The 17691-nt window shown below is 44.4% G+C and carries 16 protein-coding genes; 10 read left to right on the forward strand and 6 right to left on the reverse strand.

Annotated features, from left to right (window positions below):
- Window positions 1-188 precede the first annotated feature (188 nt).
- The 3 genes from ACGHAV_RS12210 to ACGHAV_RS12220 all read left to right on the forward strand — a co-directional run bounded on the left by ACGHAV_RS12210 (window position 189) and on the right by ACGHAV_RS12220 (window position 3575).
- Window positions 189-593: a phosphate ABC transporter substrate-binding protein gene (locus tag ACGHAV_RS12210; RefSeq protein ID WP_390380950.1), complete on the forward strand. Its 405-nt coding sequence runs from the start codon at window positions 189-191 to the stop codon at window positions 591-593.
- A 33-nt stretch (window positions 594-626) separates the two neighbouring features.
- Window positions 627-1808 carry a topoisomerase IV gene (locus ACGHAV_RS12215; RefSeq protein ID WP_390380953.1) on the forward strand — a complete coding sequence of 394 codons (1182 nt, stop codon included), beginning with the start codon at window positions 627-629 and terminating at the stop codon, window positions 1806-1808.
- Window positions 1809-1955: 147 nt separating this feature from the next.
- Window positions 1956-3575 carry a methyl-accepting chemotaxis protein gene (locus ACGHAV_RS12220; RefSeq protein ID WP_334015390.1) on the forward strand — a complete coding sequence of 540 codons (1620 nt, stop codon included), beginning with the start codon at window positions 1956-1958 and terminating at the stop codon, window positions 3573-3575.
- Between the two features lie 203 nt (window positions 3576-3778).
- On the opposite strand, the gene rpoD is transcribed toward ACGHAV_RS12220, so the two are convergent.
- The 4 genes from rpoD to rpsU form a co-directional block, all read right to left on the reverse strand.
- Window positions 3779-5611, reverse strand: a complete 1833-nt coding sequence (gene rpoD / locus ACGHAV_RS12225; protein WP_334015391.1) for an RNA polymerase sigma factor RpoD — start codon at window positions 5609-5611, stop codon at window positions 3779-3781.
- A 398-nt stretch (window positions 5612-6009) separates the two neighbouring features.
- A complete protein-coding gene (dnaG, locus tag ACGHAV_RS12230) occupies window positions 6010-7788 on the reverse strand; it encodes a DNA primase (protein WP_390380958.1) in 1779 nt (592 codons plus the stop codon).
- A gap of 147 nt (window positions 7789-7935) precedes the next feature.
- Window positions 7936-8382: a GatB/YqeY domain-containing protein gene (locus ACGHAV_RS12235; RefSeq protein WP_390380960.1), complete on the reverse strand. Its 447-nt coding sequence runs from the start codon at window positions 8380-8382 to the stop codon at window positions 7936-7938.
- A gap of 106 nt (window positions 8383-8488) precedes the next feature.
- Window positions 8489-8704, reverse strand: a complete 216-nt coding sequence (rpsU, locus tag ACGHAV_RS12240) for a 30S ribosomal protein S21 (protein ID WP_012517258.1) — start codon at window positions 8702-8704, stop codon at window positions 8489-8491.
- A gap of 352 nt (window positions 8705-9056) precedes the next feature.
- Between rpsU and tsaD the strand changes: the two genes are divergently transcribed.
- Window positions 9057-10082, forward strand: a complete 1026-nt coding sequence (gene tsaD, locus ACGHAV_RS12245; protein WP_390380965.1) for a tRNA (adenosine(37)-N6)-threonylcarbamoyltransferase complex transferase subunit TsaD — start codon at window positions 9057-9059, stop codon at window positions 10080-10082.
- Window positions 10083-10188: 106 nt separating this feature from the next.
- Window positions 10189-11445 carry an ectonucleotide pyrophosphatase/phosphodiesterase gene (locus ACGHAV_RS12250; RefSeq protein ID WP_390381289.1) on the forward strand — a complete coding sequence of 419 codons (1257 nt, stop codon included), beginning with the start codon at window positions 10189-10191 and terminating at the stop codon, window positions 11443-11445.
- Here the strand turns inward: ACGHAV_RS12250 and plsY are convergent.
- Window positions 11435-12037, reverse strand: coding sequence for a glycerol-3-phosphate 1-O-acyltransferase PlsY (gene plsY / locus ACGHAV_RS12255; protein WP_334015398.1), 603 nt, complete (start codon window positions 12035-12037; stop codon window positions 11435-11437). The two genes, ACGHAV_RS12250 and plsY, sit on opposite strands and share 11 nt — an antisense overlap.
- A 342-nt stretch (window positions 12038-12379) precedes the next feature.
- Between plsY and folB the strand changes: the two genes are divergently transcribed.
- The 4 genes from folB to ACGHAV_RS12275 are packed head-to-tail and all read left to right on the forward strand — an operon-like array spanning window position 12380 to window position 14464.
- Window positions 12380-12733, forward strand: coding sequence for a dihydroneopterin aldolase (folB, locus tag ACGHAV_RS12260; RefSeq protein ID WP_334015399.1), 354 nt, complete (start codon window positions 12380-12382; stop codon window positions 12731-12733).
- A complete protein-coding gene (gene folK, locus ACGHAV_RS12265) occupies window positions 12733-13227 on the forward strand; it encodes a 2-amino-4-hydroxy-6-hydroxymethyldihydropteridine diphosphokinase (RefSeq protein ID WP_390380970.1) in 495 nt (164 codons plus the stop codon). The genes folB and folK overlap by 1 nt, the downstream gene beginning before the upstream one ends.
- Window positions 13228-13235: 8 nt before the next feature.
- Window positions 13236-14036, forward strand: a complete 801-nt coding sequence (locus ACGHAV_RS12270) for an undecaprenyl-diphosphate phosphatase (protein WP_390380973.1) — start codon at window positions 13236-13238, stop codon at window positions 14034-14036.
- 56 nt (window positions 14037-14092) lie between these two features.
- A complete protein-coding gene (locus tag ACGHAV_RS12275) occupies window positions 14093-14464 on the forward strand; it encodes a histidine triad nucleotide-binding protein (RefSeq protein ID WP_334015402.1) in 372 nt (123 codons plus the stop codon).
- A gap of 175 nt (window positions 14465-14639) precedes the next feature.
- Here ACGHAV_RS12275 and ACGHAV_RS12280 read toward each other — a convergent pair whose 3' ends face one another.
- Window positions 14640-16337, reverse strand: coding sequence for a Zn-dependent hydrolase (locus ACGHAV_RS12280; protein ID WP_390380976.1), 1698 nt, complete (start codon window positions 16335-16337; stop codon window positions 14640-14642).
- Window positions 16338-16796: 459 nt separating this feature from the next.
- Here ACGHAV_RS12280 and ACGHAV_RS12285 point away from each other — a divergent pair, with 459 nt between their 5' ends.
- Window positions 16797-17633 carry an HDOD domain-containing protein gene (locus ACGHAV_RS12285; protein ID WP_390380979.1) on the forward strand — a complete coding sequence of 279 codons (837 nt, stop codon included), beginning with the start codon at window positions 16797-16799 and terminating at the stop codon, window positions 17631-17633.
- Window positions 17634-17691 lie beyond the last annotated feature (58 nt).

Here is a 17691-nt window from a genome sequence, read left to right on the forward strand (position 1 = left end):
TTATTAATTTTTAAACAGTAAAAACTTAATGCGCAAATTGGCGAATATGGCTTTTGTGACTAATACTTACTTCGTTGTCTGATAATTAGCATAAAAGATATCGCAACGCTTAACACCTTGCCTACGAAGAGTAGCAGTTGATAAGCAAAAGAGCATGAAACCTAATAGTAGAGTTTAGAGGACACATCATGAAGAAATGGATACTTGCAGCAAGCCTATGCTGCAACGTGGCTTTTGCTGAAGTAGCAGTTATCGTTAATCCAAGTAACGGTGACGCCCTCGACAAAGATAGCATCAGCCGTCTATTCCTTAATAAAGCGAAAGCGTTCCCAAGTGGCACGCAAGCAGAGCCAATTGCACTGGAAGAAAGTGCGGCGGCAACAGATGAATTCAACGGTAAAGTGTTGAACAAGACAGCGGCACAGCTAACTGCGTTTTGGTCGAAGCTTGTATTCACCGGTAAGGGTCAGCCTCCTAAAGCACTGTCGAGCGATGCAGACGTTGTTGCAGCCGTAGCGGCAAACGCGGGTGCAATTGGCTATGTAGATGCAAGTGCAGTAAACGACAGCGTTCGTGTAGTTGCTACGTTTTAGTTTACCGACAAATAAAGATTTAAAGGAACACACATGAAAACCAAATTAGCTATGTTATCTATGGCTGGCCTTTTGGCGGCACCTGCAATGGCAGACGTACAGATTAATGGTTTCGCGAACCTTATTGGCGGTATGACGCTAAGCGATGGCGAGACTGTTTACGACTACGACGATGATTTCAGCTTCGATCCTGCAAGCGTATTTGGCTTGCAGGTACGTGGCGAAGTTAGCGATAAGTTATCTGCAACGGCGCAGGTAGTTGGACGTGGTCGCGACGATTACGACGCAGACTTTGAATGGGCGTACATGACCTATGCGCTAAGCAACAATACAAACATCAGTGCTGGTCGCCTACGTATGCCGTTATTTAAATACTCAGCATCACTTGATGTTGGTTATTCGTACCACTGGCTAACACCACCTGATGCTGTGTATGGCATCGACTTTAACAACATTGATGGTGTACGCGTTGACTACTCAAATTATGCTGGCGATTGGGAATACGGCGCACAGTTTACTGCGGGTCGTGTTGAAACTAACACAACAATTTCAGGCACACCTGCGCTACTTGAGCTTGAAAACGTACTTGCAGTGTCTGTAGAAGCCACTCGCGATTGGTTTAGCGTTCGCTCGCTCATTGCACGTGGTAAAACAAGCGCTCAGAACCCAGAGTTTGACGGTTTTGTTGCTGGTTTAGGCCAATTCGCCCCGTTTGTTCCAACAGCAGGCGCCGCGGCTGAAGGCTTTAGCGTAAATGAAGATACAGGAACCTTCTTTGAAGTAGCGGTAGATATCGATAAGTACGACTGGTTTGTAGGTGCAGAATTTACACAAACTGAAGTAGATGGTTCTATTATTGCTGATAACAAAGCGTACTACATTACCGCAGGTCTACGTCTTGGTAAGTTCACGCCACACATTACTTATGAAGTAGAAGAGGCGGATAATGCAAACCAACTAGCGCTTGTTGCTGGTCTTCCATCAACAATTATGACGGGCGATGCAGTAACTGATGTAACATATGCAGGTTTAGTGCAAGCCGCGGGTGGTATTGCAGCGCAGCAAGAGCTTGATGTTTCGGCTGTTACTGCGGGTCTTCGTTATGACGTTGAGCCAGGTTTTGCTCTTAAAGTTGACGTTACTTGGTATTCTGACGACTTGAACGATGCAAACGATGCGACCCTACTGAAAGTAGGTGCGAACTACACGTTCTAAGTAGTGAAAATAGGGTCGCGCTTGTGTAAAGCGCGACCCTTTTAATTTAGATTAAAGTTTTTCGTAAATAAGAAGATATAATAGAACAAGAGGTATTTTCGGGTTAGCCTGAAAGTAGATGTAAATAATAAAACAGTGAGATAGCTGATGAATTTCCTGAAGAAAATGCCCATAGCGACAAAGATATTTCTAATTCCGGGAATAGCGGCGTTAAGCTTTATCATATTTTTGCTTATCACCGTATACACGGCGCTAAATAACGGCGCTACGCTTGAAAAGGTACAAAAGGTACAGTTCCCAGCGCTACAGCTATCCGCTTCAACGCTTGTTGATATGCAGAAAGTGCGAGACACACTTTCAAGCGCCGTAACAACGGGCGATCAAGACACACTAGCAGTTGCACAAGACCTAGCTGCTGAAGTGGAAACAGGCCTTAATCAAATTTCATCCATAAGCCCAGATTTTCGTTCTGAGATCTCGCGCATTTCTTCAGGTTTTGAAGATTACTTTAAAGTTGCCTTTGATGTGTCGCAGTCAATGGTTAACGGAACCGCTGATTTTAGCCGCCTTGGCGAGTTGTCGTCACAAATGAATGGCTCATACGACGGCGTTATTGCCTCGATGACGCGCTTCAGAGACGCACAGCAAGCTGCATTTGAAAAGGCATTCAAAAATACTGATTCAGCAAATACATCGCTTATCAGCACGGGTGTAATTCTTACTATCGCCGTAACCATTTTATTATTTGCTACAGCTGTACCGATTGTACGCGGTATTAAGCAAAGCATTGACGATGTTGTTCGCTCGTTAAAAGACATTGCCCAAGAAAACGGCGACCTAACGGTACGTATTGAAACGAAAAGTGAAGATGAAATTGGTGAGCTTGTTTATTGGTTTAACCAATTTATGGATAAACTTCAAGGCGTTGTAAAAGACGTTGTTGAAGCTAGTTTGCCACTGTCTAACCTAGCGCAAAACCTTCGCGGTGTAACGGAAGAAACGCAGCGTACTATCGACGTTCAGCAGAAATCAGCGACCAATGCGAAAAAAGCGGTTGATACCATGAGTGGCTCGGTAGATGGCGTGGCACACAGTGCAGCACAGGCAGCGAGCGACGCTAATGAAGCGACGTCTGCGGCAAGTGAAGGCCGTCAAATTGTACAGCAGACGGTAACCAGCATTCAGCAGCTCGCTGAGAACGTGCGTGAGACCGCTGACGTAATTGCACGTCTCGAGTCAGATTCAAACAAAGTTGGCTCTGTGCTTGATGTAATTAAAGGTATTGCTGAGCAAACTAACCTACTTGCACTTAACGCGGCGATTGAGGCTGCACGTGCCGGTGAACAAGGCCGCGGCTTCGCGGTTGTTGCTGATGAGGTACGAACGCTAGCTTCACGTACACAGCAGTCTACTGAAGAAATTCAAAGCACCATCGAGCAGCTACAAAATGCAGCCCATTCTGCGGTAGAAGTAATGGCTCGTGGTACTGAACAGGCAACAAGCAGTGTTGAGACTGCCAATAAAGCCGGTAGCAGCCTAGAAACTATTACTAGCACTATCGGCCGTATTAATCAGATGAACGAGCAAATTGCACACAACACCGAAGACCAACGCACGGTTGCTGTTGATATTGTACGCCACGTAGATGAAATTCATGAGCGTACAGAGCAAACTGCAAGTCGCTCTGGTGAATTAGGTAGTATGTGTAACGAGCTTGCAGATTTAGCGCAGCACCTAGAATCGATTGCTAAGCAGTTTAGAGTGTAAGCTAAAAGCTAGCATCAAAGTAATTCAAGAGCCTCCGAAAGGGGGCTTTTTTGTGTCTGCGTGTTGAGAGTAAAGCGCATTACATCTAAAAGGTGAGGTTTATTTTAAACGTGTCGCTTTTTCAGGGGCTCAATGTTTAAAAACGCAGACATCAAAAATCCCCAGCCAAAGCCGGGGATTTTTATTCGAAGTATTACTTTTTACTACTCGTCTAAGAAGCTGCGAAGCTGCTCTGAACGGCTAGGGTGGCGAAGCTTACGAAGCGCTTTCGCTTCAATCTGACGAATACGCTCACGCGTTACATCAAACTGCTTGCCTACCTCTTCTAGCGTGTGGTCGGTGTTCATATCAATACCGAAACGCATACGCAGTACTTTCGCTTCACGTGCTGTTAGGCCTGCTAGAACTTCTTGAGTAGCGTCTTTCAAGCTACCGCCAGTTGCAGAATCGAGGGGCTGAATAATTGTGCTGTCCTCGATAAAGTCACCAAGATGTGAATCTTCATCATCACCGATAGGCGTTTCCATCGAGATTGGCTCTTTTGCAATTTTCAGAACCTTACGGATCTTATCTTCTGGCATTAGCATGCGTTCCGACAATTCTTCAGGTGTAGGCTCACGTCCCATTTCCTGAAGCATTTGACGAGAGATACGATTAAGCTTGTTAATAGTCTCAATCATATGCACAGGTATACGGATAGTACGAGCTTGGTCCGCTATTGAACGCGTGATTGCCTGACGGATCCACCATGTTGCATAGGTAGAGAACTTGTAGCCACGACGGTATTCAAACTTATCTACCGCCTTCATTAGGCCGATGTTACCTTCCTGAATAAGATCAAGGAATTGAAGGCCGCGGTTTGTGTACTTCTTCGCAATTGAAATTACAAGACGAAGGTTAGCTTCTACCATCTCTTTCTTCGCACGGCGTGCTTTCGCTTCACCGATAGACATGCGACGGTTAATGTCTTTGATATCAGCAATAACTAAACCAGTTTCTTGTTCAACTTGGTTCATCTTGCTGATGCAACGCTCAATTTCTTCTTGGTTAATGGCTAAATCTGCTGCGTAAGCCGCGCCAGATTTTACTGCTTCATGTAACCATGCCGTTGATGTTTCGTTGCCTGCGAACGCTTTAATGAAGTCTTTCTTCGGCATTTTTGCGTTAACAACGCAGAACTTCATAACAAGACGTTCTTGGATGCGAACCTTGTCCATCATCTCACGCATGTTTCTTACCATGCGGTCGAATTGCTTGGGTACCAATCGGAACTCTTTAAACACGTCGCTAAGCGCAGTGATTTGCTCGCGAGAGTCGGCATGAGCACGACCTTTCTTCTCGATAACAGCGCGCGTTTTTTGATACTGCTCACGTAGCTCAGCAAAGCGCTCGCGAGCTAGTTCAGGATCAACACCGCCTTCATCTTCATCGCTGTCGTCGTCATCACCGTCGTCATCTTCGTCATCAAGCTCTTCTTCTGAAAGCTCTGAACCAACGTGAGTGGCCGTAGGTGCTAAATCTTGGTCGTCGTTCGGGTCTACGAAGCCTGAAATGATATCGCTTAGGCGAATTTCTTCCGCTTCAAAAAGGTCCCATTGGTCAAGTAGATAAGTGATGGCTTCAGGGTACTCAGCAACAGAGCACTGAACCTGGTTGATACCATCCTCAATACGCTTAGCGATTTCAATCTCGCCTTCACGCGTAAGAAGTTCAACCGTTCCCATTTCACGCATATACATACGAACAGGATCGGTTGTGCGGCCAATTTCACTTTCTACAGTAGCAAGTGCCTGTGCTGCAGCTTCAGCAGCATCTTCATCGGCATTAGCTTCTTGCATGAGAAGTTCGTCTGCATCAGGAGCTGATTCAGAAACTTGAATTCCCATGTCGTTAATCATGCGGATTATGTCTTCGATTTGATCAGAATCGACAATGTCTTGCGGCAGGTGGTCGTTAACTTCTGCAAAGGTTAAGTAACCTTGCTCTTTACCCTTTGCAATCAGGAGTTTAATCTGAGACTGCTTGCTTTGCGCCATATAACCTACACTTCTCACATTCAATTAGTTTGCATTAAAAAAGACAACACACACGTCGGCATGTTCCCTTATTTGCTGTATTACTGCTTTTGTATCAAGGCCGTTTTGTTGCTCGATGCCACGCTGCTTTCATTTTACGCATATGCGGTGCACATCGGCTCGGGTTCGGTTCTGCCCGTTATCGTCGGCTATATCTTTGCTACTTTTGTTGCTGTATTCTTGTTCACATAAGCTGTTCAACTTAGCAGTTCGCATTGGCGTTCATATTAGAGCTGCCTAATGCTTCCAAGTCTACTTACAGCGAATTAGCCAGTATAGCAGAGTCAACGGTTGTTTGACCAGATTGACGGCTGATTTTTTAGCCAGTATTTTGTGAGCAAAAAGGGTTAACCCGTTGGTCAGCTTTTTTGTCTTTCCCTCATAAGTAGGTTCAGTTCCTCTTTCTCCGCTTTTGTCAGCGGTTGAACCCTAGAACGAGAAATTAAGGTCTCTATTCGGCTATCGAAATGCCCATCAAGTAAGCGAGCGAAGCTGTCGTTATAAACACGTTCAGCATCCTCGTCTTTAACTAAGTGTTCTTGCAACAATAATTTCGCGATAGTAGAAGAATGGGGATGGTTGCGGAAATTTTCAACAAGTTGCGCAGTATTAGCTTTAGGATTGGTTAAACAAAACGTGTGAATATCGCGCAATAAGTCCATGCCAGCAGCGTTGCTTCCGGCGAAAATACCAATTTGTACGTCTTCGCACTGGCTTGCCAACGCAGGTTGGTCTAATAGCAGACGAATTAGCATACGCAGCGGCGAAAGCTTAGGCTTGTTAACTTGCGTTCTATTAGGTGAATACGCTTGTTTGCTGCCCTGGTTTGCTCGAGTTATATCTTGCTGAAGTTTAAAACGATCGAATTCTCCAGTGTGTTTGGCAAGCTCTTCAAGCAGCATTTGTTTCTGATCTTCACCCAACGTACTTTCAATAAGTGGCATAGCGGCTTTTTTAAGTGCTATTTTGCCCTCAGGTATACCCACATTATGGGTTTTCAACAGGTTTTCAAAGAAAAATCGCGACAAGGGCATTGCCGTATCGAGCATACCCATAAAGGCATCTTTACCAACTTGGCGTACCATGGTGTCTGGGTCTTCGCCGTCAGGCAAAAATAAAAACGAAAGTCGCACGCCATCTTTAAGCGAGGGCAGGGCATTTTCAAGTGCACGCCATGCGGCTTCGCGACCAGCGCGGTCTCCGTCATAACAGCATACAATGTGTGACGTCGCGCGCACTAGCATTTGTATATGTTCGGGAGTAGTGGCCGTACCTAGCGCGGCAGTAGCAATATTGATGTCGAACTGGCTAAGCGCAACCACGTCCATATAACCTTCAACAATCACTACCGTATCAAGGTTTCTGTTTTGCTGCCGGGCAGAATAAAAACCAAAAAGCTCGCTTCCTTTGTGGAAAATACGCGTTTCAGGCGAGTTTAAATATTTAGGACCACCGTCTTCTAATACACGTCCGCCAAAACCAACTACGCGTCCTCGCTTATCGCGGATGGGGAACATAATTCGGTCACGGAAAAAGTCATAGGTGCGACCTTGGTCGTTCTTGTTCACCAGCTTTAAATCAATGAGTTGCTTTATGCGCTGGGGATCGGTTCCAAATGTCTTTAATAAGGCATCCCAACTATCAGGGGCGTAACCAATTTCCCATTGCTTAACAATATCACCGCTTAAACCGCGATTTTTAAGATAGTCGATGGCCTTTTTACTGTTGCTGTTCTGACGAAGCTGATGCTGGAAAAAACGAGCTACTTGTTCCATTACAGCGTAGTCGTCTTGCTGCTGTTGTTTTTTCTCCTCGCTCATAGCGGGGCGACTGCCTTTTTCACGAGGAACTTCTAAACCGTGATAGCGCGCTAGTTCCTCAATGGCTTCAACGAATTCAAGCCTGTCGAATTCCATCATAAATGAAATAGCGTTACCGTGAGCACCACAGCCAAAGCAATGATAAAACTGCTTGTCTTGGCTTACGGTAAACGAAGGGGATTTTTCATTGTGAAAGGGGCAGCATGCTTGATAGTTCTTGCCAGCTTTTTTCAACTTAACACGACTGTCTACAATCTCTACAACGTCGGTACGAGAAAGTAAGTCATCAATAAAATCGCGAGGTATTTTTCCAGCCATGGGAGAGTCAAAAACGTAAATCGAACAGTACTGTAACAGGGAAGTTTGAAAATGAGAACGACTAACCAATCAGCGTTCTCATTTTTACCTCTTATAAATGCATGACTAGGGTGTTGCGCCTTCGTTATACACTTTTTGCATTTGGACTTATGCGTTCAGGCGAGCCTTAATTTTAGCGCTTAGCGCGCCCATGTCGGTGCGGCCCTGTACTTTTGGCTTTAATGCGCCCATTACTTTACCCATGTCTTGCATACCGCTTGCGCCTGTTGCGGCCATTGTTTCATCAATAAGCGCACTAAGTTCATCATCAGTTAATGGCTTGGGCAAGAAACCTTCAATATGCGTAATTTCTTCGCGTTCTTTACTTGCAAGATCATCACGATTGGCAGCATCGAACTGAGACGCAGCGTCTTGGCGCTGTTTTACCATTTTGGTTAATACCGCAAGAATTGCGCTATCGTCTAATGTGATTTGCTCGTCGATTTCTTTTTGTTTAATCGCAGCAAGCGCCATACGGATAGTGCCAAGGCGAACTTTATCTTTCGCGCGCATTGCGTCTTTCTGTGCATTTTTTAAATCATCAATTAGTGCCATGATGCTTCCTGTTTTTGTTTGATTAAGCGAAGTAAAAAATAGAGGCCCAGAAACGCGAAAGGTGCTGCAATTGCAACACCTTTCAGACTCGTTACTTAACCCTATATTAGTAGAGTTTTACGCGACGTGCGTTTTCACGAGCTAGCTTCTTAAGATGACGCTTTTTAGCGGCAGCTTTCTTGCGCTTGCGTTCCCAAGTTGGCTTTTCGAAGAATTCACGACGACGAACTTCAGAAAGAACACCTGCTTTTTCACAAGAACGCTTAAAACGACGCAGCGCCACATCAAACGGCTCGTTTTCTCTAACTTTAACGATAGGCATTAAACACTCACCTCAAAACTTTTACTGTGTAAATCCGGGTAAAATTGTGCGCTAAAAAGGCCACCCGGGTTAAAAATGGTGCGAAATTCTAATCATATCTACAGAGAAAGTAAAGGATGAATTGCCAAAAAATAGTCAATAAACTGCAATTACCCCTTTGTTAGCATTCCATGAATGCTGGTTTAAAGGTAAACTCTGCGCCCATATGATATGAGCGACCCACCGCAAAGAATATGTTTTGATGTGGAGTCGGATTCGATCGCGGGCAGATCATAAAGAGGATCGCACAAGATCGCCAGTAATAATTTTAAGATCTTTGAAAATCTATAAGTAGTGAATAGGGGTCGCCTTAATGCGGATTTTGGGAATAGAAACATCGTGTGACGAAACAGGCATTGCCGTGTACGACGACGAAAAAGGGTTGTTATCGCACGAATTATACAGCCAAGTTAAGCTGCATGCCGACTACGGTGGTGTTGTTCCAGAACTGGCCTCACGCGATCACGTTCGTAAAATTATCCCTCTTATTGAAAAAGCCATGCAGGATGCCAACAGCAAACCTTCAGATATTGACGGCGTTGCATTTACACAAGGTCCAGGTTTGGTTGGCGCACTGTTGGTAGGTTCTTCTGTAGGACGCTCGTTAGCTTACGCATGGAACGTGCCCGCGGTTGGCGTTCATCACATGGAAGGACATCTTCTAGCCCCTATGCTTGAAGCACATGCCCCTGAATTTCCTTTTGTGGCACTGCTTGTGTCTGGCGGTCACTCTATGTTGGTTAAAGTAGAATCCATTGGTGCTTATGAAGTACTTGGTGAATCTATCGACGATGCAGCCGGTGAAGCATTCGATAAAACTGCAAAACTGCTTGGTTTGGACTACCCAGGTGGCCCGCTGCTGGCAAAGTTGGCTGAAAAAGGTGAACCGGGGCACTATAAGTTTCCACGCCCTATGACTGACAGACCAGGTTTAGATTTTAGCTTTAGCGGTTTAAAAACGTTTGCCGCTAATACTATTCGCGATGCAGACTTAACCGGAAACGATGCTGAGCAGATAAAAGCCAACATTGCGTATGCGTTTCAAGAAGCGGTTGTAGATACGCTTATTATCAAATGCAAAAGAGCACTTAAGCAAACAGGCATGAAGCGACTAGTAATAGCGGGCGGTGTAAGTGCCAACACTATGCTGCGCGAGCAAATGCAAAAGTTAATGACGGAGCTTAAAGGTGAAGTATTTTATCCTAGCCTTGCTTATTGCACAGACAACGGTGCAATGATTGCGTACGCGGGTATGCAGCGACTAAAAGCGGGTGAAATACTTGGGCTTTCTTCTCAGGCCAAACCGCGTTGGCCGCTAGACACCTTAACAGCTATCTGACGTTAAGTTAGGCGCTTTAGAATAAAAGTATGCAAAACATAAAGCACGGCAAAAAAATAAAAGAAGTTGAGGTAGTAGTGTGAGTAGGGCAGCAAATAGTTTGAATATGCAGGGCATTACTTGGTTTTTAATATGTTTCTTTTTATCGTGTACACCGACACATGCTGCCAACGAAAATATACAATTAAAGGTAAATGCACCACAGTACGTGGTGTTAATGTCGCTTGATGGTTTCAGGCACGATTACGTGGAGTTACACAATGCCAAGCACCTCAATCGCATAGCTAAAGACGGTATTCGCAGCGCGTCGTTAACACCGGTTTACCCTGCCAATACATTTCCCAATCATATTTCGTTAGTAACCGGGTTATTACCTAAAAACCACGGCATTGTTAATAATAGGTTTTACGACAAGTCACGCCCGAATATGCAAAATGGTATGCCGGGCTATGCACAATACAAGCTGGGCGGCGGACTTAAAGACAGTACGTGGATAACGGGTATTCCGCTATGGACATTGGCTGAGTATCACGGTTTAAAAGCCGGAGCCTTTTTCTGGCCTGAATCCGATGCGCGCATATCAGGTGCGCTGCCTACTTATCACTACCACTACTCAAAGTTTGCGAGCTATCAGCAGCGCATCGATCAAATTGTGCAGTGGATGAGTTTGCCGGAGGTGTCTCGCCCCCGGCTTGTCGCAGGTTATTTTTCACTAACCGACACCATAGGTCACAATGAAGGCCCAGCGTCTGATGAAACTAAAGATGCCGTACAGTTCGTGGATGCGTTAATTGGGCAGCTGTATGACAGATTAAATGCCCTTGGTATTAACGTTAATCTTGTTGTGGTGTCAGACCACGGTATGACAAACATTGATAACAACGCGTTAATTGATGTTGCCACGCTCAATATTTCAGATAATTTTATTGCTGAAAACGAAGGGGCACAAATTCATCTTTATGCACTGCCGGGCGTATCTGACGACGAAATAAGCAGAGAAAAAGAGCGTCTAAACTCTATATCGCAAGGCAAGTTCTTAGTGCTTAACGATTCGCAGCGTGCAGATAGAGCAATGCAGAAAGGCGACCGTACCGGCGATATTTTAATTGAAATTGCGCCACCCGCGCGTTTTGTTAGCGGCGGGAAAACCTATTCTAATAAAGGCAGTCATGGATATTTAAATACGCTGCCCGATATGGGCGCGCTTTTCATTGCTGCCGGGCCCGCTTTTAAAAAGGGAGCAACGCTTCCGGCATTTTCAAACCTTGAAATTTACCCCGCGTTGGCAAAAATCCTAGGTATAACGCCGCTTTCACCCATTGACGGTAAAATTGACGTATTGGAAGACGGCCTTACTCTTTAATATTGCCCTTGTCCCATACTTTACTTTCGTTGCCAGCAAATAAGCGGCTGATGTTGTCTTTATGGCGTACAATAATAAGTAGAGACAACATAGCTACAGGAATGGTGTACAGAGGTTTAATAAGGTAGGTAAAAATGGGTGCAAGCGACACCGCAATAAGTGCGCCCAGCGATGAATAGCCAGTAAAAAACACCGCAATAACCCAACACAAAATAAGTAGCCCAGCCAAGTCCAATCCTATGGGTAACATAGCACCGAAGGCAGTAGCCACTGCTTTACCGCCTTTAAAACCAAAATACAGTGGGAAAATATGGCCTAGGCACGCCGCTATTGCGATAACGCCAAGTAAAATGGGCTCAATACCTAAAAAGTAACTTCCGTAAACGGGAATAGTGCCTTTTAAGATATCCATTACAAGTACCAATAGGGCGGGTATTCTGCCGCCTAAGCGATAGACATTTGTAGCTCCAGGGTTTTTTGAGCCAGCTGTCCTTGGGTCGGGTAATCGAAAAGCGTGGCTAATTACCACAGCACTGGATAGCGAGCCAAATAAGTAGGCCACAGTGATCATTAATAGAGTTAGCGATGTCATTGGTAATTCACGTACACGTTTATAGCTGCCTTGCTGTTTTATTTCACTTCTAGACTACGGTGCTATTTTTAGGTGCCATATTTAAGGGCCGTATTAAGTGCTATCTGGCGTAGTCGTACTTATAAATATTTAACGTTTTATGGCGTAAACATACGTTTAGACGTTAAATTTGAAAACCTTGGTTGCCCCTAGTAATAGTACAGCGTTATAGTTGTGCCACATTTTCTGCGGTGGTTTAGCGTAACGCTACTCCATCCAAACGCGATATACCACCTTTACGCCGCAATAATGAAGGTAAAACCGCAGTCGTAAGACCAGTAATGACACGAGTAGATTAATTTCATGGGCAAAATTTATATAACAGGGCTAGCTGTAGACACCCTGATTGGCGTGTATGACTGGGAAAGAGTTCAAATGACCGAGCTTTTACTGGATATCACATTAGATGTTGATCTAGATGCAGCAATGCAAAGCGATAACGTGCACGACACGGTAGACTATGCCAAAGTGGCCGATTGTATTGTTGCTGTAGGCAAAGAAAGTACCTTTGAGCTTTTAGAAGCCTTTGGTTCACGGGTAATGGATACCGTGCTTGCAACGTTTAACGTTCACGCTATTAAGCTAAAAATAGTGAAGCCAAACATTTTGCCAAATGCACAGACCGTAGCAGTAGAAATGACAAGAGAGCGCGCTTAATGGCTCACCACGTCATACTTATCAGTATTGGTTCAAATATTGAAAGAGAGCGCTACACGCGTCAGTCTGTTGTGGCGCTTAAACAGCATTTTAGCAACGTTACGGTGTCGTCGGTGTATGAAAGTGAAGCCGTCGGCTTTAATGGCAACCCTTTCTACAACTTAGTCGCGCGAGCTGAGACCGACATGTCAGTTGATGACGTGTGCAATATTCTTAAAACAATAGAAAAAGAGAATGGCCGTGTGCATAGCGCGAAGAAGTTTTGCGCACGAACGCTAGATTTAGATTTACTCACGTTTGATGACCGAGTGATAAACGAGCCTGTGGTGCTGCCTAGAGACGAAATTACGTTTAATGCTTTCGTGCTGTGGCCGCTAGCTGAACTGGTGCCTAATGATATTCACCCAGTGACAAAACAGTCCTACGCACAAATGTGGCAGGCATTCGACAAACAGAAGCAGCAGCTTTGGCCTATTGACTTTACTTGGAGCTAATCAAGGGAATGACACTTTTCGAAATTATTATACTTGCTATTATTCAAGGCGTTACCGAGTTTTTACCTATTAGTAGCTCGGGGCACCTATTACTACCGGCAGAGCTTTTAGGCTGGGTAAGCCAAGGTTTAGCCTTTGATGTAGCGGTGCATGTTGGCAGCTTACTTGCGGTTATTATTTACTTCCGCCAAGAAATCGCAAGAATGACGGTGGCATGGGTAACCGAAGGCTTTACTAAAGAACAATCAACCGACAGCAAACTGGCGTGGTACGTTATTCTTGCCACTATTCCTGCGGTTATTGTCGGCTTTTTAATGAAAGGTTGGATTGAAGAGAACGCAAGAACTGCCTTGGTTATTGCTGGAACCACTATTTTGTTTGGGCTGCTGCTATGGTACGCCGACGCCACCGCCAAGCGAAAGCAAGAGTTAGATACGCTAACCATGAAGCAAGCCATCTTTATAGGTATTGCGCAGGTGCTAGCTTTGATACCGGGGACTTCACGTTCTGGTATTACGATGACCGCCGGTTTAATGCTGGGTTTAACTCGTGAAGCCTGTGCACGTTTTTCATTTCTTTTGTCGATCCCCGTTATTTTGGGAGCAGGCTTACTGGCAACGTTAGATTTATTAAGTGCGAATGAAACCGTAGATTGGGCTGCATTAGTGTATGGCGCGGCATTTTCTTTTGTTAGCGCTTACTTGTGTATATTCCTATTTTTAAGCTGGATATCGCGCATTGGAATGTTGCCGTTTGTATTGTATCGCTTGGCATTAGGCGGTGTTTTATTGTGGTTTGTGTTTGCATAATAAAAAACCAATAGATAATTGGTTTTGCATTAATTGTAAAGAAGGAAGAAAAGGTTATGGCCGAGACAATTTTTACTAAGATTATCAATAAAGAAATACCGGCAGAAATACTTTATGAAGACGACATGGCGTTGGCGTTTAAAGACATAAACCCACAAGCGCCAGTGCACTTCTTAGTCATTCCAAAGAAGCCAATTGCTACGATTAATGATATTGCACAAGAAGATAGGGAAGCGGTAGGTCACTTGTCTTTCGTCGCCGCTAAAATAGCCGCTGAACTTGGCTTTGCCGATCAGGGGTTTCGTACGGTAATGAACTGCAATGAATATGGCGGGCAAACCGTTTACCATATTCATCTTCACGTGCTTGCGGGTAAGCCTTTGGGATGGCCTCCTTACACGGAAAACATGAAACAGCACGTAGAGTAAAACTTGATGGGCTGACCGTTGAGGTTAGCTGAGCGTGCTTAGCTACAACAAGCAAATAAAAAAACGCAGTGGGTAAGTCACACTGCGTTTTTTATTTGTGCTTTAGTACTTGCTAGTAGGAACTTGCCTTAATGCAGTGCCTAACCGCCAGCACAAGTGAGCTTATGCGTTAACGCTATTCAGTTAACCCAAGTAACTTTTTGCCTTGGTTAAAGTGAATATCTACAGGAATGTTTGCCGCTTCTAAACGGGCTAAATCAGAAGCTAAATCTGGCTTTATCATTCCCATTGTAGCCACTAAGTCAGCAACACCACCGTAGTTACCGTCGCCTTGTAGCGTTAATATAAGCTCGGATAACGCTTCAACCGCCGCGCCCATTTTCTGCATATTGACGCGATATAAGCCGTCGTCAGTTTTCTCAAAAGCACCTTGTTGTGCAAAGAAGTTAAAACGGATCATATTCGCTTTACCGTGTGCTGAGCTTGCGCCAAAGCGCACCGAGCGGAATATGCCTGCCATAAAGGTTACATAGTAGTCTTCTAACGACCCTTCAGTAATTTCACCTTTCTCTAATAAGCTTTGCACCATGTAAAGCCCAAGAATATCTGCTTTACCTTCCTCAAGTGCCGAGGCGTGCTCTTTAAGTGCTCCGCGAACGGTGCCTTCACCGTCTAGCGTGTTTTTAATACCAAGCCCATGCGCAACTTCGTGAAACATCGTATTTGCAAAAAACGCGTCAAACGTAATGTGGCTACGCTGCTCTTCAACAATAAGCGTGTTGGCAATAGGCACTAGAATATTGTCGAATTTAGCCTGCATTGCATTTTTCAGTTGAAGCCTGCGTGTGCCTTTTTCTAGTTGTACACGTTCATCGTTAGGCAGGTTAATCGCAATAGTTTTGCTCCCCGCATTTGAATGACCGGCATAATAGATAACATCATAGGCGTTAAGGTCGGCATCAGAACCTGGCATTTCTGCTTTGTAGGCTTCTGCTACAGGTAAACCTTGTTGAAGCTCTGGTAAAAATGCTGCGTATTTTGCAAGTTTCTCGCTCCACGCTAAGTCTTTTACCAATACATAGGCTTCAAACGCTGCGCGATAACCAAAAAGCTGATCTTCATAGCTTTCAATAGGACCGATAACCAGTTCGATTGGGTTGGTTTTCATATCCATCCAGGCCATATCTGATGCAAGATAGTCGTCGGTAAGTAACGCTTTAGAACGCAGTGTTAGATATTGTTTAAAGCTCTCATCATCAGCAAGTTCTGCAGCTTTTGTAAGCAGCTCAGAGGCTTTCATAAGCTCGCTTTTAAATGCTTCTGAGTACGGCTGTGAATAAAGCTGACCAGCGTCGTCTCGTTTTACGACTGAATAAAGCCCGTCTTTATTGGCAAAGTCTGCTGTTGCGAATTCCGCTTTGTCCATATCGTGAGGGTAAAACTCAGCCCCCATCGCTTTGTCCTCATAGCCAGCTAAAAATGGCGTGTCACCATTTAAGCGATCCCAAGGGCCATAATTAATAGCTGCAAAGTGACGCACGTTTTTATTTTCAATAGACTGAAGAAAGGTATCTTTGTCATCAAAAAAAGCCTGTTTCCAGAACAAGTCGTCCATAATCTTCGATGCATCGATAAGTAACGACAGCATGGCTTTTTGATTGTCAGATAAATGCGATAAATCTGCGGTAAGGTCTACTGGGTGATAAATTTCTAGTCGTGATTCATCCACTAATAGCGACTGCGCAGTGGGTGCTGCGTCGTCTACCGATGTTGTGGCGGTGTTTTCTGTGTTTTTTGTACAACCTGATAAAAGGAAGATACCCGCTACTGCCGCAGCAATAGGTGAGAAAGAGGCGCGTTTTATTGTTTTCATATTATGTGTTCACCGTTTTCGTTAAGCTGACTTTATCTACTGTTTTTATATCTATGCTTTTGATTTCATACAAAAGTATGAAAATATTTTTGGCAATATCAATAGTGCTTTCTTACTTGTTGTCTATACTTTCAAAAGCAACTATTTACAGATATTGAAATTTTTGTGATTACCATCAAAGGGGTCGGATGTGTTGGATATTTGTCACAACTGACACGTTTTTAGTTGGTCGAATCGTTTCAGCTACTATAGTATGTTGGTTGAAATACTAAAAGAAAACAATGAGCTTCTGTGCGCTGGTTTAAACCCTGTGCATTGACAACAAACGATTAGAAGCTAACAAGCACAACTAACCTATTTGGTATATTGGAACGCCAATCAAATTACCGTAGGTAGGTTAAGATAATTAGTCACTGGTTGCCTTAAACAGGCCACACGGAATTTTCTAAGGGTAGAAATATGTCTACACAGAACGCGCTCTCAACAATACTCGTTGAAAAAATCAATAACGATACACTCGTACTGCCTACGTTGCCAGCAATTGCACTTAAAGTGCGAAAAGCAGCGGATGACCCTGATATCAACCTTAGCGACATGGGCGACGTAATAGGCCAAGACCCTTCATTAAGCGCTAGAATGATTAAGATTGCCAATAGCGCCTATATGGGCCGCAGCGTAAAGGTCTCCTCTATAAGCCAAGCGGTTACGCGTATTGGACTTCGCCAAATTAAGAATATTTCTACTGCACTTGCAATGGAGCAGTTGTTTGTTTCAAAAAACGACATTGTGGCTAGACAATTACAGAAAGAGTGGGCCAATACGGTCAATATAGTTGCTAACTCGATGGCCGTGTTACAAGTTTACATTGCACGAACTAAGAAGCGTGAAATGAGTATGGACACTATGACGCTTGCGGCATTGGTTCACAACATTGGTGTGTTGCCTATTTTGACAGAAGCTGAAAGACACCCAGAGGTTTTTGCAACGCCTACGTTTTTAGAAAATGCGATAGACAAACTAGCAGGTCGTATTGGCGCCAGCATTATGCGCGAGTGGGGCTTTGGTGATACCTTTGCCAACGTAGCAAAAAACTGGAAAGATCTTAGCTATATGCCAGAAAATCTTAGCTACATCGACTTTGTACGCGTTGGTGCTGCTATATCTGGTGCAATAGATAGTCAAAAAGACGCGGTGTTAAACCTTGCCATGCAGCGCGGCGTTGTTGAAGACATGGGTGAACTGCACTCAGATGAGTTTGAAGAGTTGGCGAGCGCAGCAAAACAAATCTTCGCTTAATAAACGTTCTTTTATCCTCTAAAAGCCGGCATTTAGACATAAATTGCCGGCTTTTTTG

Source organism: Alteromonas sp. MTD1, from assembly GCF_042848195.1.
GTDB lineage: Bacteria > Pseudomonadota > Gammaproteobacteria > Enterobacterales > Alteromonadaceae > Alteromonas.

Excerpts from the sequence above, each read along its gene's own strand:
- dnaG (WP_390380958.1), bottom strand. The coding sequence starts at position 7,788 with ATGGCTGGAAAAATACCTCGCGATTTTATTGATGACTTACTTTCTCGT.
- ACGHAV_RS12280 (WP_390380976.1), bottom strand. The coding sequence starts at position 16,337 with ATGAAAACAATAAAACGCGCCTCTTTCTCACCTATTGCTGCGGCAGTA.
- rpoD (WP_334015391.1), bottom strand. The coding sequence starts at position 5,611 with ATGGCGCAAAGCAAGCAGTCTCAGATTAAACTCCTGATTGCAAAGGGT.
- ACGHAV_RS12235 (WP_390380960.1), bottom strand. The coding sequence starts at position 8,382 with ATGGCACTAATTGATGATTTAAAAAATGCACAGAAAGACGCAATGCGC.
- ACGHAV_RS12275 (WP_334015402.1), top strand. The coding sequence starts at position 14,093 with ATGGCCGAGACAATTTTTACTAAGATTATCAATAAAGAAATACCGGCA.
- plsY (WP_334015398.1), bottom strand. The coding sequence starts at position 12,037 with ATGACATCGCTAACTCTATTAATGATCACTGTGGCCTACTTATTTGGC.
- ACGHAV_RS12220 (WP_334015390.1), top strand. The coding sequence starts at position 1,956 with ATGAATTTCCTGAAGAAAATGCCCATAGCGACAAAGATATTTCTAATT.
- ACGHAV_RS12285 (WP_390380979.1), top strand. The coding sequence starts at position 16,797 with ATGTCTACACAGAACGCGCTCTCAACAATACTCGTTGAAAAAATCAAT.
- tsaD (WP_390380965.1), top strand. The coding sequence starts at position 9,057 with ATGCGGATTTTGGGAATAGAAACATCGTGTGACGAAACAGGCATTGCC.
- ACGHAV_RS12215 (WP_390380953.1), top strand. The coding sequence starts at position 627 with ATGAAAACCAAATTAGCTATGTTATCTATGGCTGGCCTTTTGGCGGCA.
- ACGHAV_RS12250 (WP_390381289.1), top strand. The coding sequence starts at position 10,189 with ATGCAGGGCATTACTTGGTTTTTAATATGTTTCTTTTTATCGTGTACA.
- folK (WP_390380970.1), top strand. The coding sequence starts at position 12,733 with ATGGCTCACCACGTCATACTTATCAGTATTGGTTCAAATATTGAAAGA.
- folB (WP_334015399.1), top strand. The coding sequence starts at position 12,380 with ATGGGCAAAATTTATATAACAGGGCTAGCTGTAGACACCCTGATTGGC.
- rpsU (WP_012517258.1), bottom strand. The coding sequence starts at position 8,704 with ATGCCTATCGTTAAAGTTAGAGAAAACGAGCCGTTTGATGTGGCGCTG.
- ACGHAV_RS12210 (WP_390380950.1), top strand. The coding sequence starts at position 189 with ATGAAGAAATGGATACTTGCAGCAAGCCTATGCTGCAACGTGGCTTTT.
- ACGHAV_RS12270 (WP_390380973.1), top strand. The coding sequence starts at position 13,236 with ATGACACTTTTCGAAATTATTATACTTGCTATTATTCAAGGCGTTACC.